Raw genomic sequence first — 26,899 nt, 5'->3', positions numbered from 1 at the left:
GCTGTATTACGGATCAAGATTACGGCTTTCTCTGCGCCGGCACGCCCAAATCTTCAAGCTGGGCAACAAACACTGAAGGCTGCGATTTATCCTGCATTAGCCACACCTGATGCTTAGCGCGGGTGATCGCCACATACAGCAAGCGGCGCTCTTCGGCATCGGCAAAATCCTCTGGTTCGGGCAGTAACACCTCTTCCAACAAAGATTCGCGCGCCGGGGCCGGAAAACCGTCATTGCCCTCGTGCAAACCGACAATAATCACATACTCCGCCTGCTGCCCTTTGCTGGCGTGAATAGTCATAAATTCGATATTGAGCTTAGGCCAGCGCGTCGACGCTTTCTGCAAAACCTCCGGCCTCAGATGGTGATAACGCGCCAGAATGAGGATTTTTTCATCGGCTTTGGCGAAGCCGCTCAGCTTATCCAGCAGGGCATCCAGCTGTTCATTGGGCAAAATCGTGACGCTTTTCTTGCTGCCTTTCGTCAGGCTATTCAACGGCTTCTTCAACTGATACGGATTTTGCAGAACAAACTTATTGGCGATTTCACCAATGCGATCGTTAAAGCGATAGGTGGTATCCAGCGCGCACTGCGCCCCTTCGCCAAAATGGCCTTTAAAGGCGGTAGTGAGGGAAAGCTCGGCACCGCTGAAACGATAGATAGCCTGCCAATCATCGCCAACGGCAAACAGGCTGGTGTAGCTATTTTGCTCGCGCAATGCGGCCAGTAGGCGCGCCCGCTGCGGGGAAATATCTTGGAATTCATCAACTAAGATGTGTTTCCACGGGCTGACAAAACGCCCCTTCTCCAGAATATTGACCGCCTGATGAATCAGCCCGGAGAAGTCCACGGCGTCCTCTTCTTTCAGCGCTGACTTCCAGGCTTTGAGCAGTGGTGCCATCAGGCGAATCCGCTTCTGGAACAGATCGCGCACCTCGTCGGACGCCTGCTCAACCATTTCAGCCTGACTGCCGCCGTGCATGCGCATCAACCCCAGCCAGCGCTCGAGGCGGCTGCCTAGACGCTCCGCCAGCGCCTTGTTCTTCCAGTAATCTCCTTCAGGAATCTCCCACTCTAGCTCCTCGGTCATCCATGCGCGCCAGCCGCTGGCCTGAACTTTCTTCTCGGCACACTGCTGCTGCCAGGTTTTGATCAACAGGCTGCGACGGGCTTTGCTATCAGTTTCCAGCTTGCTGATTTTTGGCGTTTTCTTGCTCCCTTCCTGAATAATGTGCAGCGCCAGGGCGTGGAAGGTTTTAGCTTTAATGTCACTGGTGTGCAGGCGTTCTTTAATTCTTTCATTCATCTCGTCGGCGGCCTGACGACCAAACGCCAGTAGCAGGATCTGTTCTGCAATCGCTTCCTGACGGTACAATAGCCAGCCCGCGCGGGCCACCAGCACCGACGTTTTGCCACTCCCTGCCCCTGCAAGCACTAAAACGGCGTCTTCGCCGTTGACCACGGCGCGGCACTGGCTGTCATTAAGGGGAGTGGTTTCGATGTTGTCGAAGAAATCGCGATGCTGCTCGATAGTTCTTTCAGACCATGCCTGATTGCGGGACACCACGCTCTCTTTGCCCTGACGCAGCCATCTCAGACACAGCTCGTAGTCTTCGCGACAATTGTTGAACTCGTGCAAACGCTCAACCGGCACCGGCACGGCGGTAAAGGATTCGGCGATACTTTTTTGCACGGCGGCCAACTCGCTGCTTTTGAACCATTTATCCTGCTGTTCAATGCGCGCAATCTTTTCCGCCTGCTGATGCAAGACGCCAGCGCTGACCTCACTCATCTCCTCACTCCAGCTGCGCCAGACTTTAAGAAGATGGTGATAAAATTGCTGCGTCTCCTGCCATTCCGTGCCGTGCAGGCGCACGACCTTTTCTTCCGGTAGCTCAAACTCCAGCTCGCCCCAGACGATGCCACGTTTACAGCGAATAGAAATTAACTGGTTGAAAGGGATGAGATAATGATGCTTATCGCCACTGACTTCGACGCCTGCGTTGAGTAGCCGCACCCGATTATAGGGGTGCTGCGCCAGATGTTTTCCAAATGAAGTCGATTTCAGTTCCATATCATCACGCCATTTTCTTAGTATTAGGAGCCGCTAACGGGTAGCTGGTTATTAATTAAGGAATTATTTGCTTCAGTTTACCTGCGATAAGCACTGGCGCTCTACCCCCAACATCAGGGTAGAATAAAAAGCGTAGGATTTCCGTTAACGCACTGGCGTTACCCTCTTTTCTGACATGACTGAGTGATAACATGCGCGCAATTTTGAACATTTTGAACTTTGTGCTGGGTGGCTTTTTTACCACGCTGGCCTGGCTGTTTGCCACATTGATCAGCATCGTGCTGATTTTTACCCTGCCACTGACCCGTTCTTGCTGGGAAATCACCCGCCTGTCGTTGATTCCGTTCGGCAATGAAGCCGTGCACGTTAACGATCTGTATCCAGAGAAAAGCAATGCCATCTTAACCGGCACCGGCACGCTGCTAAACATCTTCTGGTTTATCTTTTTCGGCTGGTGGCTGTGCTTGTCCCACATCACGGCCGGTATCGTGCAATGCCTGACTATTATTGGTATTCCAGTGGGTATAGCCAATTTTAAAATTGCCGTGATAGCGCTTTGGCCGGTCGGCCGGCGCGTGGTATCAGTAGAAATGGCAAAACAGGTACGGGAAGCCAAAGCGGCTCGCAACTTGTCCAATGGCCGCATTCGTTAATATAAAGTTAGTCATTAATTTATAGACCTTTTATATCATTGCTGAGGTTTTCAGCCTTTTAATTAGCCTTTTGCTAAGTGGAGTTCCCTTGTTCTCTTTCGCCCCGGGTTTAAGACGTTATGCCTATAACAGCAACGTCCTTTACAATATCCGCATTTTTATTGCGCTCACCGGGGCGGCCGCCGTGCCTTGGTGGGTCGGGCTGCCCACGCTGACTATCCCACTGACTTTGGGCGTGGTGGCAGCGGCGCTGGCTGACTTAGATGACCGCCTCTCGGGGCGGCTGCGTAACCTGCTGATCACCTTAGTCTGTTTCTTTATCGCATCAGCCTCTATTGAACTGCTTTTTCCTTATCCATGGCTGTTTGCCTTGGGGCTGATGATCTCCACCTGCGGGTTTATCCTGCTCGGCGCGCTCGGTCAGAGATACGCCACTATCGCCTTCGGCGCACTGCTTATTGCCATCTACACCATGCTCGGCACCAACATGTATCACATCTGGTACCAGCAACCAGTGCTGCTGATATGCGGCGCAGTGTGGTACAACCTGCTCACGCTGGCAGGGCACATTCTCTACCCGATACGCCCTCTGCAGGACTTGATTTCCCGCTGCTATTCTCAGTTAGCGCACTATCTTGAAGCCAAAGCGACGTTGTTCGACCCAGATCAGGAAGGCGACAATAAAAATGAGTTGGTGGCGCTGGCGATGGCTAATAGCCAGTTAGTAGCCACCCTGAACCAAACTAAAACCACTCTCCAGACCCGGCTGAAAGGCGATCGCGGGCAGAAAGGGACGCGCCGAACGTTGCATTACTACTTTGTTGTGCAGGATATTCACGAGCGCGCCAGCTCTTCCCATGTGCAATACAAAAAGCTCAGCGAGCAGTTCCACCACAGCGATATTCTATTCCGCTTCCAACGTTTAATGAGCATGCAGGCGCGAGCCTGTGCCCAACTTTCGCAGTGCATTCTTTATCACCAGAAATACCAGCATAACATTCAGTTTGAGCGGGCTTTCTTGCGCCTGGATGAAGCCCTAAAAAGGCTCGATACCCAGACCCAGCACCGCGAAATGCTGCAAGCGCTGCGCCACCTGTTAATCAACTTACGGGCTATCGACGCACAACTTGCTAGCATCGAATCCGAGCAGGCGCTGCCGGAGAATCAGGAAAATACCAAGACCTTTGCCGAAGACAAGCTGACGGGAATCGATGACATTTGGCTGCGAATATCTCGCCACCTCACGCCGAAATCAGCCCTCTTCCGCCATGCCATTCGCATGTCGATTGTCTTAGCGATGGGCTATGCCTTTATCCAAATCAGCGGCTTAGATCACGGATATTGGATTTTGCTGACCAGCCTTTTTGTCTGCCAGCCCAACTACAGCGCGACCCGTCGTCGTCTGGCATTGAGGATTATCGGCACGCTGGCCGGTATCGCCATAGGCATCCCAATTCTCTATTTCGTGCCCTCTATTGAAGGCCAGATGGTGCTCATTGTTATCAGCGGCTTGCTGTTCTTTGCCTTCCGCAATGTGCAGTATGCCCATGCCACGATGTTCATTACGCTGCTGGTTTTGCTGTGCTTTAACCTGTTGGGTGAAGGCTTCGAAATTGCCATTCCGCGCGTCATCGATACGCTAATTGGATGTGCTATCGCCTGGGCGGCAGTGAGTTTTATCTGGCCAGATTGGCGATTCAGGCAATTGCCTGTAGTGGTGGATAAGACGTTTACTGCCAACTGCCGCTATCTGGATGCCATTCTGGTTCAATACCATCAGGGCAAAGATAATAGTCTTGATTATCGGCTGGCTCGTCGCGACGCACATAACTGTGACGCGGAACTGGCCTCTGTCGTTTCCAATATGACGTCGGAGAAGAATAACGATCAGCAAACCCTTGAAGCCGCTTTCCGCCTACTGTGTTTAAACCACACGATGCTGAGTTACATCTCGGCGCTGGGGGCACACCGGGAAAAGCTGCATGATGCAGAAACCCTGAAACTGCTCGACGACGCGGCCTGCTGCATTGATGACGCGCTGCATCATGAACCTGCAGATGCCGAGAAAGTTCATCGTGCCATTGAGCAACTGATGGCCCGTATTGAACAAAGAACCACAGAATCCGACAGCAAAGAACAGCTGGTCTTACAACAGATTGGCCTGTTGCTGGCCCATATGCCGGAATTCACCAATTTAAATAGCAAAATCGTACCTGCCCAAAGCCTCTAGGGTTGAAATGATAAGCCAGCAAAGTCGCTCACTTTGCTGGCGCTATTTTTAACGAGCGGTCTTATCGATCATCGGCTGATGAGATTTAAACCACTGCATTAACACTTCGCGGGAAGCCATAGGTAAAGCAGCCTCATGGAACCCCTGTATCGCTGCTTCAAGTGCAATCAATACATTTAGTCCCAGATTTTTCTTTACTGATTTCAATTTCAGATAAGTAACACAAGCACCCTGCGCACGCAGTTGTGAAGAGGTAGAGATACCGACTTGCCACAGTAGACGCTCCAGATTGAGCGAAATATTCGGCAGGTCCTTCAGTCTGGCCTCACCCTCTTTTTTAGTTTTCATATCGTCTAACATGCCTTGCAAAGAGCACTTTGCAAGGGTGATCAACTGGGCAGTGTCTTGCCAAAGCTGCTGATCAACTTTGAAATAGCGAAGGGTTATCGCGATACCCCGTTTGCGATAAATCAGCGATTCCATCCCCATACGGCGAAAATGTATTTCATTTTCTGGCGTTGCTCGCAGATAGAGATCCCCGTCAGAAACTAAGGCAAACATTACGCCGTTAGCCGACAGGCTATAGCCTCCAAACTGTGAGCGAGAACGGATATTTCCCAGGCAGGTAAATAACTTTTGAGATTCAGAAACTCTTATTTTTGTACGATTAATCATTGCGATATCCTTTCATGAATAAATCCAGACGTACCCTTTGTTGTTACTCGTAAAGCTATTTGCAAAATACGCAAAGTCCCTCACAGCACCAAACATAAAATGCGATTACATTCCGTTGCCTTCCATTTTTGCGAGATTTCTTGGAAAAAATTGGGTTGATCTTTGTCCAGCCAACGAGTACTGTACATCCATACAGTTACTCACTGGCAGGATACATCATGCGAACTCAAGCTCTGACAAATCATCATTTACGGCATCAAGCGGTTTCTGTAACTCCACCGCACGTCAAACAATCGACACCGATATCGAGAAATAGTGGCCTGCTCACAGAGTTCGTATACTGTGAAAGCCAGCCGGCATTGTCGGAACTATTATTACCTCTGCTGCAACATTTAGGTTTGCAGTCACGTTGGTTGCTGTGGTTAACCCCGCAACAGAAACTGAGCCGTAATTGGTTGTCTCAGTCTGGATTGCCGGTGAGCAAAATCGTTCAGGTGAGCCAAATGAATTCCATGTCGCCGGTAGATGCGATGGAAAAAGCACTTTTGACAGGGAACTACAGCGTTGTTTTGGGGTGGCTACCTGATTTAAACGATGCAGAACGTGAAAGATTGCGCTTGGCAGCACTTCAGGGAGGGTCTTACGGATTCATCATGAGACCGACAAATGCTCAAATCTCAGCTCATGGACAGCAATCAACAGTAAAAATTCAGTCCTCTGTGTACCATTAGTTCAAATTAGGAATGTTCTGATGAAATAACCCCCTTTTTTAGTGATTTGTGCTGAAAAGTGGGTTTTTATCGGTAAATTTGCGCCTTCACGGTGCAACTAACTCCAAAGTTTCGTCAACAAATGGCCTTTGATGTTAAGAAATGTGTACATTTTTCCTTTTTTTTCCACGCTGTTAACACATCAAGCTTGTAAGTTTCTCGCCACGTTGTAGACTTTACAACGCCAAGGTTGCTCTATAATGCCAACGTAAAGTGGCAAAGTTCTTAACGGAAGCAATAACTTTGGCGTAAGGATTTTATAACCAAGGGCTTAAAAGCTTAAAGCTCAATTGCCTATTTGGATGATAACGAGGCGCAAAAATGAAAAAGACAGCTATCGCATTAGCAGTGGCACTGGCAGGTTTCGCTACCGTAGCGCAAGCCGCCCCTAAAGATAACACCTGGTACACCGGTGGTAAGCTGGGCTGGTCCCAGTACCATGACACTGGTTTCGCTAACGCTTACAACGGTATCGGCAACGGCCCTACCCACGAAAGCCAACTGGGTGCAGGTGCGTTCTTGGGTTACCAAGCAAACCAATACCTGGGCTTTGAAATGGGATATGACTGGCTTGGCCGCATGCCTTACAAAGGCGACACGAACAACGGTGCTTTCAAAGCACAGGGCGTTCAACTTGCTGCTAAACTGAGCTACCCACTGACTGACGATCTGGACATCTACACTCGTCTGGGTGGTATGGTTTGGCGTGCAGACTCCAAAGGTAACTTTGGCGATACTGGCGCTCGCGTAAGCGATCACGACACCGGTGTTTCTCCACTGGCAGCCGTTGGTTTCGAATACGCTGTAACCAAAAACTGGGCTACTCGTCTGGATTACCAATGGGTTAACAACATCGGTGATGCTGCTACCGTTGGCGCACGTCCTGACAACGCTATGCTGTCTGTGGGTGTTTCTTACCGTTTCGGTCAAGATGAAGCAGCTGCTCCGGCACCAGCTCCAGCACCAGCTCCAGCTCCAGTTGTAGAAACCAAGAAATTTACCCTGAAGTCTGACGTTCTGTTCACCTTCGGTAAATCTAGCCTGAAACCAGAAGGCCAGCAGGCTCTGGATCAGCTGTACACCCAACTGAGCTCACTGGATCCGAAAGACGGTTCAGTAGTTGTTCTGGGCTACACTGATGCAGTAGGTTCTGAGCAGTCTAACCAGAAACTGTCTGAGCAACGCGCTCAAACCGTGGTTGACTACCTGGTATCTAAAGGCATTCCTAAAGACAAAATCTCTGCACGTGGTATGGGTGAAACTAACTCAATCACTGGCAACACCTGTGGCTACAAAGCTGGCCGTGCTACTAAAGCACAGATCGCTTGCTTGGCTCCAGATCGTCGCGTAGAGATCGAAGTTAAGGGTATCAAAGACGTTGTGACTCAGCCACAGGCTTAAGTCATACCGCTTTCTACTGTTTAACGACAGATACTAAAAACCCCGCCTAGGCGGGGTTTTTTTATGGATGTAGATTTTTAGAATAACGAGCTTTGTAGAATGGCGAGGTTATAGAATTACTGAGATGATGACTGCCCAGGCCTACTCATAAAGCCTTCCCCCCTACTCTTTATTACCCAGGATCTGCTGCAAATCTTCTTTGAGCGATGACATCTGGCTCGCATACTTCTCTTTGCGTTCCGCGTCTTCTAACAGTTGGATGATGGTATCCGAAAGGGTTGAACCACGACGCTGCGCCAAGCCAGCAAGACGTTGCCAGACCAGAAACTCCAGATCGATGGATTTCTTGCGGGTGTGCTGATGCTCAGAATTAAAATGTCTTTTTCTGCGGGCACGGATAGTTTGCTTTAGGCGATTTTCCAAAGCAGGATTCATATTATTAGCGATCCAATCCAGAACTTTGACCGGCTCGTTTTCTAATTTGAGAAGTTCATCAACAGCATCTTCGGCGGCGCTATTTTCTAAATGGCGGGTAATTCGTTCACCTTCACGGTGTTTTTTTACCAGATACTTCCACTTCCAACCGCTCTCAAGATTTTCCAGTTGCTGATATTTCATTGTGAGCTCTTCTGTGACCCCGTAACTTTGATAAGCATAACAGCTTTATTCGAATTTTCACTGCAAAAAGCACATGCAAAACTGTTCAATTTTTACACGAACAAACCTTAGCTGCCGTGACCTGCGTCTTAACCACGACACTCCCTGTGTTCATCACTGTTTATTCTTGTATAATCGCCCTTTCCCATTTTACAGAACACAGCTAACACATTGACCAATAACCGACTTGATTGGCAGCTCTTACTGCCCGATACCACGCCCTATGAGGCTATTTTCGCAACGGCTGCTGAGTTGGCCCCAGTGGATTTCGCTGCTATTCAGCCACGACTGGAAAATGGTTTAACGCTGTTCTGTCACCCGCTCTCCCGCCCCCGCTTTATGACCATCAAAGCACTGGAGAGCCGTGAATATCTCTCTCGCATTAATGACGCCATCACCCAGATCCTCCCTGAAGAACGGCCTGTATTTGGCTGTCGCTATCTTATTGAAGGTGGAAAAATCTCGGTGGCGGATGCCAGCACGGTTGAAGATAATTTTGCCGCCAAACTCGCCAGCCACTACCAAGAGTGGATTGAGCCAGAGCAGCTTTTCGGCTGTGTGCGCATCTATAAAGACCAGATTCAGCTTGAGCCGGGCCTAATTCATCAAGTTAACGGCGGCGTGCTGGTGCTATCCATCCGCGCCCTGCTGGCTCAGCCACTGATGTGGCTCCGCCTGAAGCAGATGATCACTCAGGGTGTTTATCACTGGATCTCACCTGATGAGAGCCGCCCGCTGCCCGTCGCTATTCCTTCAATGCCCATCGACATTCGCTTGGTGCTGGTTGGGGATCGCATTTCATTGGGCGAATTCAATGAAATGGAGCCGGAGCTGCTTGAGTCTGCGGTGTATGGCGAGTTCGAATCTGACCTGCCGTTAACCGATGCCGACGATATGGCGACCTGGTGTGGCTATGTCAACACGCTGGCGGACGAGCTGGACATTCCACGTCTGGCTGCCGACGCTTGGCCTGCGATGCTGCGTCTGGCGATTCGCTATAGCACCGACCAAGGTAGCCTGACGCTTTGCCCTGCGTGGCTCAGCGCGCAACTCACCGAGGCGGCACTGTATAATCAGGATGAGTTACTGACCCTGACCTCGTTCGAAGCCGCAATTAACGGGCGCGCATGGCGTGAAAGCTACTTGCAGGAACGCATGCAGGATGAGATTGAACTGGGTCAAATTCGTATTGAAACCGAAGGCGAAGTGATTGGCCAGATTAACGGCCTGTCCGTGCTGGAATATCCGGGACATCCGCGCGCCTTTGGTGAACCTTCGCGCATTAGCTGTGTCGTACACACGGGCGACGGTGAATTCACCGACGTTGAGCGTAAAGCCGAGTTGGGTGGTAATCTGCATGCTAAGGGCATGATGATTATGCAGGCGTTCCTGATTTCCGAACTGGAACTGGATCAGCCTCTGCCTTTCTCCGCCTCAATTGTTTTCGAACAGTCCTATGGCGAAGTCGATGGAGACAGCGCGTCTCTGGCCGAGCTTTGTGCGTTAGTCAGCGCCTTATCGATGCAGCCGATTAACCAGCAAATCGCGGTTACCGGCTCTGTCGACCAGTTCGGCAACGTGCAGCCAATTGGTGGCGTGAATGAGAAGATCGAAGGATTCTTTGAAGTTTGCCAGCGCCGCGGTCTCACGGGCAATCAAGGAGTGATTATCCCCACCAGCAACGTGCGTAACCTGTGTTTACACCCGCAGGTGATTGACGCCGTGCGTGAAGGCCAATTCCATTTATGGGCAGTCGATAACGCAGGTGAAGCACTGCCTATCCTGACCGGATTAATTTACTCTCACGAAGAGCAAGCTGAAGAAGCTCGCCCAAGTTTACTGGGCTTGATTCAGGAACGTATCGCGCAGGCATTACCTCAGGAACGCCGCAGTTACCCCTGGCCACTTCGCTGGTTGAGTTGGTTCAGCCACAGCTGATCGGAGTTGTTCGGCTTACACCTGTTAGCTAAACTCCGTCCTTCAATAAAATAAGGCTTACATAGAACATGGTAGATAAACGCGATTCCTATACTAAAGAAGATCTAGAAGCCTCTGGCCGTAGTGAACTCTTCGGTGCCGGTGGCCCACCATTGCCATCAGGCAACATGCTGATGATGGACCGCATCGTGAAGATGCAAGAAGATGGCGGCAGCCATGGCAAGGGTTACGTTGAAGCAGAATTAGATATCAATCCTGATTTGTGGTTCTTCGGTTGTCACTTCATCGGCGACCCGGTAATGCCCGGTTGTCTTGGTCTTGACGCCATGTGGCAGCTGGTTGGTTTCTATCTTGGCTGGCTCGGTGGCGAAGGCAAAGGCCGCGCACTGGGTGTTGGCGAAGTGAAATTCACCGGTCAGGTTTTACCGACTGCGAAAGTGGTAACCTACCGCCTGAACTTCAAACGCGTGATCAACCGTAAACTGATCATGGGCGTAGCAGACGGCGAAGTGCTGGTAGATGGCGAAGTGATCTATACCGCGAGTGACCTGAAAGTGGGTCTGTTCAAAGACGCCAGCGCCTTCTAAATCTGTCAGAGCTTGCCCGCCAAGCTCTATCCCACAGGTTGAAAGCTAAAAAAAGCGAATATGTTCTGCATATTCGCTTTTTTGCATCTGAGGGAAATCGAAACAAAAACCTCCGCCCGCGGCGGAGGTTGTTCCTTTTTCTGACAGGGTGCCGCTTAAGCGGTTACTGCCCTGTCCTCCATGGCTTGTCGCCAACCCCCGAGCCAATGTGCGCGGGCATCAACTGCTTGATGCGGACAAACCTCTTTTGAGCGTCCGACAATACCTGCTTGGTATCCACGTGATTGTGCCCGTTCCAGGCGATCGCGTTTTTGTCTCTTCATGCCTTGTTTCCCTCATTTATTCAGGTTCAGGTGGAAAGAAAACAGTGGCCCGCTTGCGCGCCCACACTTAACAAATAGCCGCAATTTTTGGTCAGGTCAATGCACAAATTGCACACAACTGTCATATTCATGCGCTATCTTATCGGATTGCGCGCAAGCTAATCGCGCCGGAAAATCCCCATCTGGCTGATCGCCAATAAAAAATCCCGAAGTCTGAAAACTCAGAATTCGGGATTTTGCGTCTTTATCTTAAATTAAATTAAGCTTAAAAAATGTTCATCTTAGCTGGCTAGCAATCTGGCTTGCTTCTTGCTGCCAACCTGCGGCCAGCGTTCGCACCAGCGCGTCGTAACCATCTTCATTTTGCTTAAGGGTCAGGTTGAAGCTGCGCTGAATGGTCTGCCCATCGCGGATTAACACCCAGCTGCCGCTAATCAGCGCAGAGCCGTCATAGCGGCCGTGGAAGCCGGTCACATTGACGTTCAACACATCCTGCTCGGCGTTGTTAGCAGGCTGCGCGGACACCACGCGGCCCGGCAGATCACGCCCGAGATAAGTCACCAGCGACTGTTGAAGCTGCTGGTCGAGCGGGCTGGCCCACAGGTTATTTTGCGTCAGAACGTACTGCACGTCATTGGTCTGGAATACCAGACCGTTGCCCGCCAGATAATCCGCCACGCTGACATGCTCCACCCATAATTGCCGTGGCTGCCCTTGTGGGATCATACTGCCGCTGCTGGTGGCTACCGGCGTGCTGCCCAGAATAGGCAGTTGGTAATAAGTTTTCTGATCGCTACTGCTACAGGCAGTCAGCAACAATGCTAAGACGACAGGTATCCATTTCATCATTATTTGGCCTTCTTCGGCTGAGGATCATCTTGCCCAGGGGCGGCGAAAATCAGTGCATTACTCTTACCATTTAAGGTCTTCAGCACCGGCTGCAATTCACGCAGGGTTTTATCCAGACTCTGCATATCTCCCACCAGATTGCTGTAAGCCGGAGAACCAGGCTGGAAGCCCTTCAGGCTGCGATTAAGCTGGATGAGCGTCTGCTGCATATCCTGTGGCAGATTTTTCATCTCTTTGCTGCCCACAATGGCATTAAGCGAATCGAGGGTTTTCTGCGTGGCTTTCATCGTCTTCTGGCTTTCCGCCAGCGTGGTGGTCGCCTCGCGCAGCATAGGTTCGATCGGCAAGTTGTTGATCTTGTCGAGCGTGGTCATCAGCTTCTGCTGAATTTGCGCGAAACCGGCGCTGACGGTCGGCAACAGTTTCTGCCCGTCAATCTGGTATGGCCCTTTCCACGGCTTCTCATTGGGATAGAAGTCGAGATCGACATACATCGAGCCAGTCAGCAAGTTAGCAGACTTCATCGAGCCACGCAGACCCCGAGCAATGCCGTCGCGGATATGGTCAGTGATGTTGAAATCATTACCAATCAGCTGAGCAAAACGGTCTGGCTCAATGCGAATCAGCACCGGAATACGGTAATCATTATCCATCTGCTGTTTCAGCACGTTCATTGGATAAGGCACCTGTGCCACGGTCCCCAGACGAATGCCACGGAACTCAACTGGCGCCCCCGGTTGCAGGCCGCGAATAGAATCGGAGAAGAACATCACGTAATCGATATGCTTGGTATACAGCGACTCTTGAATACTGCGCTGGTCGTCAAAGAGCTGATAGTTATCGCCATTTTTGGCCGCCGAGCCTTGCTCCCAGCCGTTCGGCACGTCAAAGCTCACGCCGCCGCTGAACAGGGTGGTGAGTGAACCCATCTCAACGCGCATACCCTGTGCCGACATGTCGAAGTTAACGCCGCTGTCTTTCCAGAAGCGCACGTTATCCGTCACCAGCCCATCATAAGGCGCACGGATAAATAGCTGATATTTGATATTGCGGGCTTTCGGGTCGAAGTGGCTGGTTTCCACAGTACCCACTTGGAAGCCGCGGAACAGCACCGGATCGCCCGGACTGAGCTGGCCGGAGCGCTCGCTTTCCAGAATAACGCGGATGCCTTGGGCGTCCGGCGAGGCCAGAGGCGGCGAGTCATTCAGGGCATATTGCGCCTTCTCCTCCCCTTTATTGCCCGGCTGGAGCTGGATGTAAGCCCCAGAGAGCAAAGTACCCAGCCCCGAGATACCCTCACGGCCCACCTGAGGTTTCACCACCCAGAAGATGGAGTCGTCGCGCAGCATCTTCTCCATGCCGGAGTTCAGGCGCGCCTTGATGATAACCTGTTGCAGGTTTTCACTCAGGGTGACGCTTTCGACTTTGCCGACATCGACATTGCGGCTTTTAATGGTCGTTTTACCCCCTTCAATGCCTTCAGCGGAGCTGGTGATCAGCGTCACTTCCGGCCCCTGATGGCTGTAGTGGTAAAACAGGATCCAAGCCCCAATTAATGCCGTAACGATCGGAATGATCCACACCGGCGACCAGCGTTTGATCTTCTCAACCTTCGCGGTGCCGTTGTGATTCTCATTGATATTATTTTCCGCCATCTTGTTGCTCCTTCAAAGACTGAACTCCGGCCCGATCCCAAATCAATCTTGGGTCGAAAGTCATCGCGGCGAACATAGTAAGAATAACGACCCCAGCAAATAGCAGTGCGCCGATGTCCGGATAAATACTCATTAGCTGCCCCATTCTGACCAGTGCAGAAAGCACGGCTATGACGAAAACGTCAATCATTGACCAGCGCCCAACAAACTCCACCACTTCATAAATCACGTGCAACCTTTCCCTGTCGATTTGCTTATTACTGTTGGCATCCCAGCACAACCAGCCGATCGCCAGCATTTTCAGCGACGGCACCATAATACTGGCGATGAAAATCACCATCGCCACCGGATAAGAGCCTTCACTCCACAGCAGCACCACGCCGGCCATAATGGTCGAAGTGATTTTGGTGCCGAGGGCCTGAGTTATCATGATTGGCAATAAATTGGCCGGAATATAGAGCAGCAGCGAGGTGACCAGTAGCGCCATGGTCCACTGTAGGCTGTTTTTGCGCCGCGCGTGGCCCTTAGTTTCACAGCGGCTACACACCGACTGATCGACGGGCAAAATCGCCATGCAGCAGTGGCAAGAACGCAGCCCCTGACTCAGACCACTTTCGCCAATTTTCAACGGCTGTGTCAGGCGCGGCGCGGGTTCGACCTGCTGCCACAGCCAATAACGGTCGGTGCATTGGAAAGCGCGCAGTTGCAGAAGACAGAAAAGCACATAAGGCAGGAAGCTGGTGCCAACGCCGACGTCGCCATAGGCCATCAGCTTAACGAAACTGACGAGCACCCCGGCAAGGAAGATCTCCACCATACACCAGGTTTTAAGGCGGAAAAGTGTGCGCGCAATGCTGACTTTCCACTGGGTGGAGAGCCGCGTGTTCAGGCAGAGAATAATGATGGACAGCATGCAAATCGCCGGCAGCAGCTGGACGACTATCATGAACAGCGACGCCATACTGGCATAGTTATCAGACACTAATACCCGTGGGATCTGCACCAGCGTGACTTCGCTGCTCAGTCCGGCGACATTCATATTAACAAAGGGGAACAGGTTGGCGAGCAGCAGCATAAACAGCGCGCTGATGGCGAAGCCGATAGGACGTTTACGAGGTTCTTTCCAGCGGGAGGTCAGCGTGGTGTGGCAACGCGGACACTTCGCCTTTTGCCCGATGGCGATAACCGGGATCTCCACCAACAAGTCGCATTGTGGACACAAAATGTGCGGGTCATGGACATGAGAACACACAGTTAACTCCTCAAGTGCGCTAAGGGCAAAAACTGTGCAGACGACGCGCTCCCTGCTCGTCTGCACAGCTGAGGGCAAACTTAGCCGTTTTTCTGCGCTTCCAGCGCTTCCCAACGTTCAAAAGCCTGCTCTAATTCCTGTTCTGCCGCAGCCAGTGCGTTCAGCACCTGCTGCGTTTCGTCATGCGGACGAGTGAAGAAGTTGGCATCACTCATCTGCTCTTGTAAACCAGCAATGCGAACTTCAAAGTCGCTGATTTGTTGCGGCAAAAGTTCTAGCTCGCGCTGCTGATTATAGCTGAGCTTATTCGCCGTGCGTTTAGCAGGTTCTGTCTTCGGCTGCGGTGCAGCTTTCGTTTCAGTGGCTGCAACCTGACGAATAGGCTTCTGGTTGCGGCGCTGATGCTGTGCGTCATGGTAGCCGCCAACATAGCTGTTGATCACGCCGTCGCCTTCATAAATCCAGCATTCAGTGGCTGAGTTATCAACAAATTCACGGTCGTGGCTTACTAGCATCACGGTGCCCTGATAGTTGTCGATCATCTCTTCCAGTAGCTCGAGGGTTTCCACATCCAGGTCGTTGGTCGGTTCATCGAGAATTAACAGGTTGCTTGGACGCAGGAACAGTTTCGCCAACAGTAGGCGGTTACGCTCACCACCGGACAGGGCTTTGACTGGCGTCATCGCGCGTTTCGGGTGGAACAGGAAGTCCTGCAAATAACCCAACACGTGACGAGAACGGCCATTGACCATTACCTCTTGCTTACCTTCAGCAAGGTTGTCCATCACGGTGCGCTCTGGATCTAACTCGGCGCGGTGCTGGTCGAAGTAAGCCACTTCCAGCTTGGTGCCGCAGTGAACGCGGCCGCTGTCGGCCTGCAGCTGGCTCAACATCAGTTTCAGCAAGGTGGTTTTACCACAGCCGTTCGGGCCAACCAGCGCGATTTTGTCGCCACGCTGCACCTGCGCGGAGAAATGGCTGACCAGCTGTTTGCCGGAGATGGCGTAGCTGACATCTTCCATTTCGAAGACGATTTTGCCGGAGCGAGTCGCCTCTTCCACCTGCATTTTCGCCGTGCCCATCACTTCGCGGCGCTCGGAGCGCTCGCGACGCAAGGCTTTCAGTGCGCGAACGCGGCCTTCGTTACGGGTGCGGCGCGCCTTGATACCTTGGCGGATCCACACTTCTTCCTGCGCCAGTTTTTTGTCGAACTCGGCGTTTTGCAGCTCTTCCACGCGCAGCGCTTCTTCTTTCGCCAGCAGATAAGCTTCGTAATTGCCGGGGTAAGAAACCAGCTTGCCACGGTCCAAATCGACAATACGGGTAGCCATATTGCGGATAAATGAACGGTCGTGGGAGATGAAGATAATGCTGCCCTGGAACTCCTTCAGGAAATCTTCCAGCCAGCTAATACTTTCAATGTCCAAGTGGTTGGTCGGTTCGTCCAGCAGTAAAACCTGCGGAGAACTCACCAGCGCGCGGCCCAGAGCGGCTTTACGCAGCCAGCCGCCGGAGAGCGATTTCAGCTCGGTGTCGGCGTCTAAACCCAGTTGCAACAGCACTTCGTTGATACGGCTATCGAGCTGCCACAGGCCCTGATGGTCAAGAATTTCCATCACCTGGGACAGTTTGTTCATGTTTTTCTCGCTCGGGTCGGACTCCACCAGATGAGAAATCGCGTGGTAGGCTTTCAGGTGTTCAGCCTGCTCGGAAACGCCTTCTGATACGAAGTCGAAAACCGTACCTTCCACGTTACGCGGCGGGTCCTGTTGCAGACGCGCCACGATCAAATCTTGCTCGTAAACAATGCGGCCATCGTCCAGCGGCACTTCGCGGTTGATGATTTTCATCAGCGTCGATTTACCGGCACCGTTACGGCCTACCAGACACACGCGCTCGTTTGGCTCGATGTGTAATTCGGTGTTATCCAACAGCGGCGAGTCACTGAATGACAGCCAGGCACCTGACATACTAATTAACGACATAAACTTTATTTTTCCTCGCCGGCGTGGGACAGCAGCCAGCAGTTATGAATTTGACGATTACGGGCGAAATCCTGCGACAGGGTTTGGCTGGTGATCTCTTTTGCGCTCAGACCGAGTTTGCTCAGCCCGTCGAGATCCATCTGGAAACCGCGCTTGTTGTTGGAGAACATGATGGTACCGTTGCGACGTAAAATACGCTTCAAATCTTTCATTAATGCCAGATGATCGCGCTGAACGTCGAAACTGTCGGCCATGCGTTTGGAGTTTGAGAAAGTCGGCGGATCAATGAAGATCACGTCGAACTGCTCATCACACATGCCCAAATAAGAGAGGCAGTCAGCCTGAATCAGGCGATGCTGGCGCCCGGTTAAGCCGTTAGCCCGCAGGTTCTTCTCTGCCCATTCGAGATAAGTACGCGACATATCTACCGTGGTGGTGCTGCGCGCGCCGCCCAGACCCGCGTGCACGCTCGCCGTGCCGGTATAAGCAAACAGGTTGAGGAAGTCTTTACCATTGCTCATTTCACCCAGCATTTTACGCGCAATGCGGTGATCAAGGAACAGGCCGGTGTCCAGATAGTCGGTCAGGTTCACCCACAGCTTGGCGTTATACTCTTCCACCAGCAGGAATTCGCCTTTTTGGGCCAGTTTCTCATACTGATTTTTGCCCTTCTGGCGCTCACGCGTCTTCAGGATCAGCTGGCTGGAGGAGATATCCAGCACCGAGAGCGTGGCGTTAATCACGTCGAACAGACGCTGGCGGGCCTTTTGCGCATCCACGGTTTTCGGCGGCGCATACTCCTGCACCACGATTTTGCTGCCGTAGCGGTCAACCGCCACGTTGTAATCTGGCAGGTCGGCGTCATACAGACGATAGCATTCGATGCCCTGCTGCTTGGCCCACTTCTCCAGCTTTTTCACGTTTTTGCGCAGGCGGTTGGCAAAGTCTTCCGCAATTTGCGCGCCAGCAGCCCCGGCCGGGTTCTCAGCCAATTGGTAGTTTTTCTGCACGCATTCCAATGGGCCGTTTTTCGCCTTAAATTGGCGATCGGCGCGCAGTTGCAGGCAGCTCAGAAGCTCCGGCGAGGCGCTGAATAGCGACAACTGCCAGCCACCAAACTGCGTCTTCATGATGCGGCCCAGCAGGTTATGCAAGGCAATCAGCGCGGGTTCGCTTTCCAGACGCTCGCCGTACGGCGGGTTGCTGATAACCGTGCCGACCGGGCCTTCTGGCAGTGGGTTAGTCAACTTGCCCACTTCTTTGGCATCAAAGCTAATCAGCTCAGAAACCCCGGCGCGACGGGCGTTGGCACGGGCCATTTCAATCACACGACGGTCAATATCAGAGCCGAAGAAGCGAGAAGTGGTTTCCTGCACCGCGCGGCGCGTACGCACCTGCGCCTCGGCGATCAGTTCACGCCACAGCTCGGCATCAAACTTGTTCCAGGCGGTAAAGCCCCAGTGTTGGCGATGCAGGCCCGGCGCGCGATCGGCGGCGATCATCGCCGCTTCAATCAGCAAAGTGCCTGAACCACACATTGGATCGATCATCGGCGTGCCGGCTTGCCAGCCAGAACGCATCACAATGGCCGCCGCCAGGCTCTCTTTCAGCGGAGCCTGTCCCGCCAGATCGCGGTAGCCGCGCTGGTGCAAGCCTTCGCCGCTCAAATCCAGAGCAACGCTGGCAGTGTCGCGCTGCAAAAATACGTTAACGCGGATGTCTGGCTGCTGCTTCGCCACGTTCGGACGCTGGTCAATTTTGCGGGTGAAGCTGTCAACGATGGCGTCTTTCACTTTCAACGCGCCGTATTGGCTGTTACGGATCTCATCGTTCAGCCCGCTAAAATGCACTGCGAAGGTTTTATCGACGCCGAAAATTTCCGGCCAGTCGATTGCCATCACACCTAGATAAAGGTCTAAGTCACTGTGGACTTTAAATTCATTCAGAGGCAAAAGAATACGCGAAGCCAGACGGCTCCAAAGCAAACTTTGGTACAGCAGGCGATCGTCACCTTCAAAATGCACCCCTCCCTGCACAACTTTGCAGGCTTGCGCACCCAGCGTTTCCAGTTCGCTTTTTAAAAGTTCTTCCAGTCCACGCGCCGTGCTGGCAAACAAAGAGTTCATATCGACATATCACCAAAAAGAAAATAGTTGCGCATTATAGCTAATCCAGCCAGCTTGTCATAAAGTCTCTGGTCATCATAAAAAATATAACCGAAATCAAAGGAGGCACGATCCCGTGGCTACCCTTTCACGCCTTTTTATACACCCTGTTAAATCAATGCGTTGGTTACAGCTGTCGCACGCGCAGGTGACGGCCAGTGGTCTGGCATTTGACCGGCTTTTCATGTTGACTGACCCACAAGGCACTTTTATTACTGCCCGACAATATCCTCAGCTGGTTCAGTTCACCCCTTCTTTATTACCCGACGGTCTGATGATCACCAGCCCGGATGGCGATACCCTCTGCGTACGTTTTCGTGATTTCAGCGGCCAGGGCCACCCCACCGAGGTGTGGGGCAACCATTTCACCGCCGTTATTGCCCCCGAAGCTGTCAATCAGTGGCTGAGCGGCTATTTAAAACGCGACGTGCAGCTGCGCTGGGTGGGCGAAGAACTGACCCGCCGGGTGAAAAAACACGCCGAAGTCCCCCTCTCCTTCGCCGACGGCTTCCCTTATCTATTAATGAATGAAGCCTCGATGCGCGATCTGCAAAATCGCTGTCCGAGCGGCGTCAAGCTAGAGCAGTTCCGCCCCAACTTAGTGGTCAGCGGCGCTGAGGCCTATGCCGAAGACACCTGGCAGACTATTCGCATAGGCGAAGTGATCTTTGACTTGGTGAAGCCATGCAGTCGCTGCGTTTTAACCACAGTGAGCACCGAGCGCGGGCGTAAGCATCCGCGCGGCGAGCCGCTGAAGACCTTGCAGGGCTATCGCACGGCAGAGAACGGCGACGTCGACTTCGGCCAAAACATGATCGCCCGTAACACCGGCATGATCCGCGTGGGCGACAGCATTCAGGTGCTGGCGACTAAGCCGCCGCGCCCCTATTCTGCGGGTGAAGTGATTGAAAGCGTGGCTGCGCCTAAGAATGAAAGTAAAACGTTGGAAATTAATTATCAGGGCACGACGTTTACTGGCAACAACCAGCAGATTTTGCTCGAGCAATTAGAGATGCAGGGGTTGCGTATTCCCTATTCATGCCGTGCGGGGATTTGTGGCGCTTGCAGAATGACGCTAGAGTCGGGCGACGTTTCCCCGTTGAAAGCCAGCGCAATTGGTAAAGATGGGACGGTGTTAGCCTGTAGCTGTATACCGAGTTCGAATATCGTTTTGGGCTAATTAAGACAATCAATCGAACAAACAATCAGGCGGAAATCACACCGCCTGATCGTAAAGCTGGCGATTATCAGCGCGCACCGGCGCGGGCATCAGGCGGTCATGCATAATCTTAATCGCGTCGCCGAGCACCATGCCGCGCCCTGCCAAGGTCAAACGCTCTTGCGCCAACAGGCACAGGCTGGCGTTATCTCCAGACTCCACCACCAGCAGCGTTGCCTGCTCGCCGCTCTCCATCACCTGCACTTGCGCTATCTGGCCGTTATCGGGCTGGAAAGGACGGGACTGTTGGGTGAAGTGCCAGCTTTTCGGCATTAAAGGTTTGAGGAAGCGGAAGGCTACTAGTGCGTTTAACACTAATTCAGCGCGCTGCTCATTGGCTAATTTAATCGCCTTGCAGTGCTCTTCATAATCGAAATATAAGGCGGCATCATCGACACAAAATGAGGCGTCACCAAATGCATCTGGCGTTAACATTTTTGCCGGAAAGCGCGAACGGAAAATCATGCCATTAGCTAAATCCAACATGAGCCGGTCATGCTCAGCATCAAAATACCAACGCCAATTATCATCTGGTTTGATTTTCATTTCGTTATCCTGTTTGCTCCGAACCCACAATCCGATCACTCGCTATTAAGAAAGACAGTTAAGCAGATTAGGCTTTTTAGTAGAGAGGTTAAATCAGACAAATCTTGAGCTATCGCTGACCTTAATTCAGGCCAGTGGACAAAATATAGACGAGCCGGGTTAATAAATAAACCCCCGGCTGCCTGAGATATGAAAAAATATTAGATATGGGTAACAATATCTTTAATCAAACGTGGTCCGTGATAGATAAACCCGGAATATATTTGTATTAATGAAGCACCCGCCGCCATTTTTTCACGCGCTGAGGTTAAGGAGTCTATTCCACCCACGCCAATAATAGGCATCTGTCCTTTAAGTTCATTGGACAGCATACGGATGATTTCGGTGCTGCGGAACTGCACCGGGCGGCCACTTAATCCACCCGCCTGCTCGCAATAATTAAGCCCCTGGATCAATTTACGGTCGAGGGTGGTATTTGTGGCGATCACCCCATCCATATTATGGCGAACCAAACTGTCGGCTATTTGGATCAATTCTTCTTCTGAAAGATCCGGCGCGATCTTAACCGCCACGGGAACATATTTTTGATGGCGCTGCTGAAGTTCCAGCTGCTTATTTTTAATCGCTGCCAGTAAATCATCCAACGCTTCGCCATACTGAAGTGAACGCAATCCGGGGGTATTTGGCGAGGAAATATTGACCGCGATATAGCCCGCATATGGATACACCTTCTCCATACAGGTCAGATAATCGTCTTTACCATTTTCCACCGGCGTGTCTTTATTCTTGCCAATATTGATGCCGAGAATTCCACCAAAGTGTGAACGCTTTACATTATTGACCAGATTATCCACGCCCAGATTATTAAAGCCCATGCGGTTGATAAGCCCCTCGGCTTCAACGACGCGGAATAAGCGCGGCTTGTCATTACCTGCCTGCGCACGTGGCGTCACCGTCCCCACTTCGACAAAACCAAAGCCCATCGCGCCGAAGGCATCAATGCATTCGCCGTTTTTATCCAGCCCGGCGGCAAGGCCTAACGGGTTTTTAAATGAAAGCCCCATGCAGCTAACCGGTTTGGTTGGCACAGATTGGCGAATAAGGAATTCAAAAGGTGAACCTGAAAGGCGGCTCAGTTGGCGGAAAGTTAATTCATGCGCGTGCTCTGGGTCGAGCTTAAACAGTGCTTTCCTGACAAGTGGGTAATACATGCAGACTCCTGGGGTCCCGTGGCTAGACGGGGCGGTATTATCGACTAACATCCGAGCAAAGGGAAACGATTCACTACTAAAATTCCCTATCCGCGCAATCGATACCCTTTTATTTACCTCTTCGTTACCTTCACGTCACCTTTGCAGCATCTCTTAAACCGGTTTTTGGCTATATATAGTCAAAATTTAGATTTCCAGTCCCCCGCCCGCGCCTGTTAGCTTTAAACCACTAAGTTAAAGAAAATGATGAATCTATAATTTTTGGTTATAAGGAGTAGTGATGCGCGTTATATCCCTTGCAGGCAGCCCGAGACAACCTTCACGTTCATCGGCGTTACTGGCCCTGAGCCACCGCTGGTTGGCCTCTCGCGGCGTTGAAGTGATTTCCTACAGTTTGCAGGACTTCAATGCAGACGATCTGCTGTTCGCCAACTTCGGCAGCCCGCAGTTGAAAAAGCTCATCGCACAACTCGCCGACGCGGATGGCCTGATTGTCGCCACGCCGGTCTATAAAGCCTCTTTCTCCGGAGCCTTGAAAACCCTGCTGGACCTGCTGCCGGAGCGCGCGCTGGACCATAAAGTGGTGCTGCCTCTGGCCACGGCAGGCTCGATCGGCCACATGCTGGCGGTGGATTACGCCCTGAAACCGGTTTTGGCTTCGCTAAAAGCGCAGGAAGTGCTGCAAGGCGTGTTCGCCGACGACAGCCTGATCACTGACTACCAGACCTTCCCGGCTACGCTGCAACCCGCGCTGAATGAGCGCCTCGAAGAGTCGCTGGAAAACTTCTATCTGGCGCTCAGTCGCCGCCGCCCAATCCCGCACTCTGCCACTCAGACCTCTGCGGCGAGTATTGGCGTCTGACTGTACTAACAGGAGTTTGCTGATGCCATCCCCCTATTCTTTATTGCGACGCCTGCCGCTGATTGCCGGGCTAATGGCCGCCATGGCCTTCGGCGCGCAGGCCGCCAACTCGCCAGAGAAAGATCCGGCGACCTTCCGCATTGCTTACCAAAAAGGCTCTGTTGGCCTGGTGCTGGCGAAATCGCATCAGTTATTAGAGAAGCGTTTTCCGCATACCAAAATCAGCTGGATTGAATTCCCCGCAGGTCCGCAAATCCTGGAAGCACTGAACGTCGGCAGCATTGATTTGGGTGGAACCGGCGACCTGCCGCCGCTGTTTGCTCAAGCCGCCGGGGCCGATTTGCTGTATGTCGGGCAAGAGCCGCCAAAACCGCAGGCTGAGGTGATTCTGGTCGACAGCAACAGCCCGATTAAAAGCGTTGCCGAGCTGAAAGGACGCAAAGTCGCCTTCCAAAAAGGTTCCAGCTCGCACAATCTGCTGCTGCGCGCGCTGCAACAGGCGGGGCTGAAGTTCACTGACATCAAACCGGTGTATCTCACGCCGGCCGATGCCCGCGCCGCCTTCCAGCAACACGACGTCGATGCCTGGGCGATTTGGGATCCGTACTACTCCGCGGCCAAGCTGCAAGGCAACGTTCGCGTGCTGATCGACGGCAGTACGCTCAACCAAACCGGCTCCTTCTATCTGGCACCGAAGCAATATACCGAGGCTAACCCGCAGTTTATTCATCAAGTGTTAGCCGTGTTAACGCAGGCCAACGCGCTGGTGAAAACCGACAGGGCGCAGAGCATTCAGCTGCTTTCCAAGGCCATGGGATTACCGGAAAACGTGATTGCCAGCTATCTGGATCACTTACCTGATTCCCCCATCACCCCGGTGGATGCGCGTACCGAGAAAGCCCAGCAGGCCACGTCTGACCTGTTCTATCAAAACAAGATTTTACCTAAGCACGTCGAGATCAAAGACCGAATCTGGCGCGACGCCGCCACTCACTAAATTAGCAGAATAAAACAGCCGCCCTCCCAAGCAAGGGCGGCGATCAGAGAGGAGTAAATCACATGAGTCTGAACGTTTTCTGGTTTTTACCGACCCACGGAGACGGTCGTTATTTGGGCACCGACAAAGATGCCCGCACCGTTGACCACGGCTATCTGCAACAAGTGGCGCAGGCGGCTGACCGTCTGGGCTTCGGCGGCGTGTTGCTGCCAACCGGCCGTTCGTGTGAAGACTCCTGGCTGGTAGCCGCCTCGCTTATCACCGTGACGCAAAAGCTAAAGTTTCTGGTGGCGCTGCGCCCGGGGATTATCTCCCCGACCCTTGCGGCGCGTCAGGCGGCGACGCTCGACAGGCTGTCCGGCGGCCGCGCGCTGTTTAATCTGGTTACCGGTGGCGACCCGGCCGAGTTGGCAGCCGAAGGTTTACACCTCAGCCATAAAGAGCGTTATGAATCAGCGGCCGAGTTCACTCGCATCTGGCGACGCGTGCTGGAAGGTGAAACCGTCGATTACCAAGGCAAGCACATTCACGTTAAAGGGGCCAGCCTGATGCAGCCGCCGGTGCAGTTCCCGCGCCCGCCGCTCTATTTCGGTGGCTCTTCGGATGAAGCGCAAGACCTGGCCGCCGAGCAGGTTGAGCTGTACCTCACCTGGGGCGAACCCCCGCACTTAGTGAAAGAGAAAATCGAGCAAGTACGCGCCAAGGCCGCCGCTCAAGGGCGTACCATTCGCTTCGGCATTCGCCTGCACGTCATCGTGCGCGAAACCACCGAAGAGGCGTGGCAGGCGGCGGATCGCCTGATTGCCAATCTTGACGATGAAACCATCAAGAAAGCGCAGGCCGCCTTCGCGCGCACTGACTCCGTGGGCCAGCATCGCATGGCGGCGCTGCACGGCGGTGACCGCAACAAACTGGAAATCAGCCCGAATCTGTGGGCCGGCGTGGGGCTGGTACGCTCCGGCGCGGGCACGGCGCTGGTGGGCGATGGCCCAACCGTCGCCGCCCGCATGCAGGAGTACGCCGATTTAGGCATCGACACCTTTATCTTCTCCGGCTACCCGCATCTCGAAGAAGCCTATCGCGTCAGCGAGTTGCTGTTCCCGCATCTGGATCTGGCGAAACAGGATCAGGACAGCACGGTAAAACGCGCCATTGAGGCCCGCGGCGAACTGGTGGCCCATGACTTCGCGCCAAAACACGCTTCGGCCGAGCAGTAAGGAACATCAGCATGCATAGCAAAACCTCACATCGCTGGCTGGACCGGATTTTGCCGTGGATTGTTCCGGTAGCGCTGATTGGCGGGTGGCAACTGGCGGTTGAAGCCGGATGGCTGTCAGACCGCATTTTGCCTGCCCCGAGCGCGGTTATCGAAGCATTCTGGACATTAGCCAAAAGCGGCGACCTGTGGCAAAACCTGAAAATCAGTACTTATCGCGCCCTGATTGGCTTTGTGATTGGTGGCAGTCTGGGGCTGCTGCTGGGCTTTATCACCGGCCTGTCGCGCTGGGGTGAACGCCTGCTCGACAGCTCCTTGCAGATGCTGCGTAACATTCCGCATCTGGCGCTGATCCCACTGGTGATCTTATGGTTCGGCATCGACGAAACCGCCAAGATTTTCCTGGTGGCGCTCGGCACCCTGTTCCCTATTTACCTCAACACCTACCACGGCATCCGCAATATCGATCGCGGTTTGCTGGAGATGGCGCGCAGCTACGGCCTGTCCGGTTTGCCGCTGTTTATGCAGGTAGTCCTGCCGGGCGCGCTGCCGTCAATCATGGTCGGCGTGCGCTTTGCGCTGGGCTTTATGTGGCTGACGCTAATTGTCGCCGAAACCATTTCTGCCAATTCGGGGATTGGTTATCTGGCGATGAACGCCCGCGAATTCCTGCAAACTGACGTGGTGGTGGTGGCTATCGTGCTCTACGCCATTCTCGGCAAGCTGGCGGATATTCTGGCCCGTTCGCTTGAGAGCGTTTGGCTGCGCTGGCACCCCGCTTATCAGAAAAAACAAGGAGATGCCGTATGAGCAACACCACTCGTATTCCTCAGGGCACGCCGGTGACCTTGTCCGGCATCAGCAAAAAGTATGGCAACCGCACGGTGCTCAAAGACATTAACCTGCGCATTGCGCCCGGGCAGTTTGTCGCCGTGGTCGGCCGCAGCGGCTGTGGTAAAAGCACCCTGCTGCGCCTGCTGGCCGGTCTGGAGAAAACCACTCAGGGCGAGCTACTCAGCGGCAGTGCGCCCCTAAGCCACGTGCGCGATGACACTCGACTGATGTTCCAAGATGATCGCCTGCTGCCGTGGAAGAAGGTTATCGATAATGTCGGTCTGGGGCTGAAAGGCGCATGGCGAGAAGCGGCTCAGGCTGCGCTGGAAGAGGTCGGTTTAGCCGATCGCGCTAACGACTGGCCTTCGGCACTGTCTGGCGGGCAAAAGCAGCGCGTGGCCTTGGCCCGGGCGCTGATCCACCGTCCTCGCCTACTGCTGCTCGATGAGCCTTTAGGCGCACTCGACGCCCTGACGCGTATTGAGATGCAGGGACTGATCGAACGCCTGTGGCAACAGCACGACTTCACCGTTTTGCTGGTAACCCATGACGTCAGCGAGGCGGTGACCGTCGCCGATAGAGTGATTTTGATTGAGCAAGGCGAGATAGGCTTAGATTTGCAAGTAGACCTGCCGCGCCCGCGCCGCAAAGGCTCGGTACGGCTGGCAGAGCTGGAAGCCGAAGTGCTGGAGAGAGTATTAACGCCTTCTGCGCCAGCGAGCGAGGCGCGTCGCGCTCAGGTTTAAGTTTCTCACTTTACTTCACTTCAGCAAAGAGAAAGGGCGATGTTTCCATCGCCC

General features: G+C 53.0%; 23 protein-coding genes. 12 read left to right on the top strand and 11 right to left on the bottom strand.

Going from position 1 to position 26,899, the window contains the following annotated elements; all coding sequences use genetic code 11:
* Positions 1–19: 19 nt before the first annotated feature.
* Positions 20–2,074 carry a DNA helicase IV gene (gene helD / locus V2154_RS06785; protein ID WP_353501585.1) on the bottom strand — a complete coding sequence of 685 codons (2,055 nt, stop codon included), beginning with the start codon at positions 2,072–2,074 and terminating at the stop codon, positions 20–22.
* A gap of 191 nt (positions 2,075–2,265) precedes the next feature.
* Between helD and V2154_RS06780 the strand changes: the two genes are divergently transcribed.
* On the top strand, positions 2,266–2,727 hold the full coding sequence (locus tag V2154_RS06780; protein ID WP_353501584.1) for a YccF domain-containing protein: 462 nt from the start codon (positions 2,266–2,268) through the stop codon (positions 2,725–2,727).
* An 88-nt stretch (positions 2,728–2,815) separates the two neighbouring features.
* The gene (gene yccS / locus V2154_RS06775) at positions 2,816–4,957 is read left to right on the top strand and encodes a YccS family putative transporter (protein WP_353501583.1); all 2,142 of its coding nucleotides are present in this window, start codon (positions 2,816–2,818) and stop codon (positions 4,955–4,957) included.
* A 48-nt stretch (positions 4,958–5,005) separates the two neighbouring features.
* Here yccS and V2154_RS06770 read toward each other — a convergent pair whose 3' ends face one another.
* Positions 5,006–5,632 carry a TfoX/Sxy family DNA transformation protein gene (locus V2154_RS06770; protein WP_353501582.1) on the bottom strand — a complete coding sequence of 209 codons (627 nt, stop codon included), beginning with the start codon at positions 5,630–5,632 and terminating at the stop codon, positions 5,006–5,008.
* 218 nt (positions 5,633–5,850) lie between these two features.
* Between V2154_RS06770 and sulA the strand changes: the two genes are divergently transcribed.
* Positions 5,851–6,363, top strand: a complete 513-nt coding sequence (sulA, locus tag V2154_RS06765) for an SOS-induced cell division inhibitor SulA (RefSeq protein ID WP_353501581.1) — start codon at positions 5,851–5,853, stop codon at positions 6,361–6,363.
* 360 nt (positions 6,364–6,723) lie between these two features.
* The gene (ompA, locus tag V2154_RS06760) at positions 6,724–7,803 is read left to right on the top strand and encodes a porin OmpA (RefSeq protein WP_353501580.1); all 1,080 of its coding nucleotides are present in this window, start codon (positions 6,724–6,726) and stop codon (positions 7,801–7,803) included.
* Positions 7,804–7,965: 162 nt separating this feature from the next.
* Here the strand turns inward: ompA and matP are convergent, their stop codons facing one another.
* Positions 7,966–8,421 (bottom strand): macrodomain Ter protein MatP, encoded by a 456-nt coding sequence (gene matP / locus V2154_RS06755; protein ID WP_353501579.1) that lies wholly within the window; start codon positions 8,419–8,421, stop codon positions 7,966–7,968.
* Between the two features lie 210 nt (positions 8,422–8,631).
* On the opposite strand from matP, the gene V2154_RS06750 reads away from it, so the two are divergent.
* Together V2154_RS06750 and fabA are read left to right on the top strand one after the other, a co-directional pair.
* Positions 8,632–10,398 (top strand): AAA family ATPase, encoded by a 1,767-nt coding sequence (locus V2154_RS06750; protein WP_353501578.1) that lies wholly within the window; start codon positions 8,632–8,634, stop codon positions 10,396–10,398.
* 68 nt (positions 10,399–10,466) lie between these two features.
* Positions 10,467–10,985: a bifunctional 3-hydroxydecanoyl-ACP dehydratase/trans-2-decenoyl-ACP isomerase gene (gene fabA / locus V2154_RS06745; protein ID WP_353501577.1), complete on the top strand. Its 519-nt coding sequence runs from the start codon at positions 10,467–10,469 to the stop codon at positions 10,983–10,985.
* Between the two features lie 155 nt (positions 10,986–11,140).
* Here the strand turns inward: fabA and rmf are convergent, their stop codons facing one another.
* From rmf to rlmKL, 6 genes are all read right to left on the bottom strand, one after another.
* Positions 11,141–11,308 (bottom strand): ribosome modulation factor, encoded by a 168-nt coding sequence (rmf, locus tag V2154_RS06740; protein ID WP_072009867.1) that lies wholly within the window; start codon positions 11,306–11,308, stop codon positions 11,141–11,143.
* A 276-nt stretch (positions 11,309–11,584) separates the two neighbouring features.
* Positions 11,585–12,157, bottom strand: coding sequence for a membrane integrity-associated transporter subunit PqiC (gene pqiC, locus V2154_RS06735; RefSeq protein WP_353501576.1), 573 nt, complete (start codon positions 12,155–12,157; stop codon positions 11,585–11,587).
* Complete coding sequence (pqiB, locus tag V2154_RS06730; RefSeq protein ID WP_396132027.1) at positions 12,157–13,812, bottom strand: intermembrane transport protein PqiB; 1,656 nt, start codon at positions 13,810–13,812, stop codon at positions 12,157–12,159. Before pqiB ends, pqiC begins: the two co-directional genes overlap by 1 nt.
* A complete protein-coding gene (gene pqiA / locus V2154_RS06725; protein WP_353501575.1) occupies positions 13,799–15,064 on the bottom strand; it encodes a membrane integrity-associated transporter subunit PqiA in 1,266 nt (421 codons plus the stop codon). Before pqiA ends, pqiB begins: the two co-directional genes overlap by 14 nt.
* 80 nt (positions 15,065–15,144) lie before the next feature.
* Positions 15,145–17,049: an ABC transporter ATP-binding protein gene (locus V2154_RS06720; RefSeq protein WP_353501574.1), complete on the bottom strand. Its 1,905-nt coding sequence runs from the start codon at positions 17,047–17,049 to the stop codon at positions 15,145–15,147.
* Positions 17,050–17,054: 5 nt separating this feature from the next.
* Positions 17,055–19,175: a bifunctional 23S rRNA (guanine(2069)-N(7))-methyltransferase RlmK/23S rRNA (guanine(2445)-N(2))-methyltransferase RlmL gene (gene rlmKL, locus V2154_RS06715; RefSeq protein ID WP_353501573.1), complete on the bottom strand. Its 2,121-nt coding sequence runs from the start codon at positions 19,173–19,175 to the stop codon at positions 17,055–17,057.
* A gap of 115 nt (positions 19,176–19,290) precedes the next feature.
* On the opposite strand from rlmKL, the gene V2154_RS06710 reads away from it, so the two are divergent.
* A complete protein-coding gene (locus V2154_RS06710; RefSeq protein WP_353501572.1) occupies positions 19,291–20,394 on the top strand; it encodes a YcbX family protein in 1,104 nt (367 codons plus the stop codon).
* A 36-nt stretch (positions 20,395–20,430) separates the two neighbouring features.
* On the opposite strand, the gene V2154_RS06705 is transcribed toward V2154_RS06710, so the two are convergent.
* Both V2154_RS06705 and pyrD read right to left on the bottom strand, forming a co-directional pair.
* Positions 20,431–20,979, bottom strand: a complete 549-nt coding sequence (locus V2154_RS06705; protein ID WP_353501571.1) for a cell division protein ZapC — start codon at positions 20,977–20,979, stop codon at positions 20,431–20,433.
* A gap of 200 nt (positions 20,980–21,179) precedes the next feature.
* Positions 21,180–22,190 carry a quinone-dependent dihydroorotate dehydrogenase gene (pyrD, locus tag V2154_RS06700; protein WP_034789270.1) on the bottom strand — a complete coding sequence of 337 codons (1,011 nt, stop codon included), beginning with the start codon at positions 22,188–22,190 and terminating at the stop codon, positions 21,180–21,182.
* 280 nt (positions 22,191–22,470) lie between these two features.
* Here pyrD and ssuE point away from each other — a divergent pair, with 280 nt between their 5' ends.
* The 5 genes from ssuE to ssuB all read left to right on the top strand — a co-directional run bounded on the left by ssuE (position 22,471) and on the right by ssuB (position 26,845).
* Positions 22,471–23,052, top strand: coding sequence for an NADPH-dependent FMN reductase (ssuE, locus tag V2154_RS06695; RefSeq protein ID WP_353501570.1), 582 nt, complete (start codon positions 22,471–22,473; stop codon positions 23,050–23,052).
* A gap of 22 nt (positions 23,053–23,074) precedes the next feature.
* Entirely contained in the window at positions 23,075–24,049 is a 975-nt protein-coding gene (locus V2154_RS06690; protein ID WP_437341993.1) for a sulfonate ABC transporter substrate-binding protein, read from the top strand.
* Positions 24,050–24,111: 62 nt separating this feature from the next.
* Complete coding sequence (ssuD, locus tag V2154_RS06685; RefSeq protein WP_353501569.1) at positions 24,112–25,266, top strand: FMNH2-dependent alkanesulfonate monooxygenase; 1,155 nt, start codon at positions 24,112–24,114, stop codon at positions 25,264–25,266.
* 11 nt (positions 25,267–25,277) lie between these two features.
* Positions 25,278–26,075, top strand: coding sequence for an aliphatic sulfonate ABC transporter permease SsuC (gene ssuC, locus V2154_RS06680; protein WP_353501568.1), 798 nt, complete (start codon positions 25,278–25,280; stop codon positions 26,073–26,075).
* The gene (gene ssuB / locus V2154_RS06675) at positions 26,072–26,845 is read left to right on the top strand and encodes an aliphatic sulfonates ABC transporter ATP-binding protein (RefSeq protein WP_353501567.1); all 774 of its coding nucleotides are present in this window, start codon (positions 26,072–26,074) and stop codon (positions 26,843–26,845) included. Before ssuC ends, ssuB begins: the two co-directional genes overlap by 4 nt.
* The last annotated feature ends 54 nt before the right edge of the window (positions 26,846–26,899 follow it).

Source organism: Ewingella sp. CoE-038-23 (genome assembly GCF_040419245.1).
GTDB lineage: Bacteria > Pseudomonadota > Gammaproteobacteria > Enterobacterales > Enterobacteriaceae > Ewingella > Ewingella allii.
Note: the sequence above shows the minus strand (reverse complement) of the source record. Positions and strands in the feature narration are given on the sequence as shown.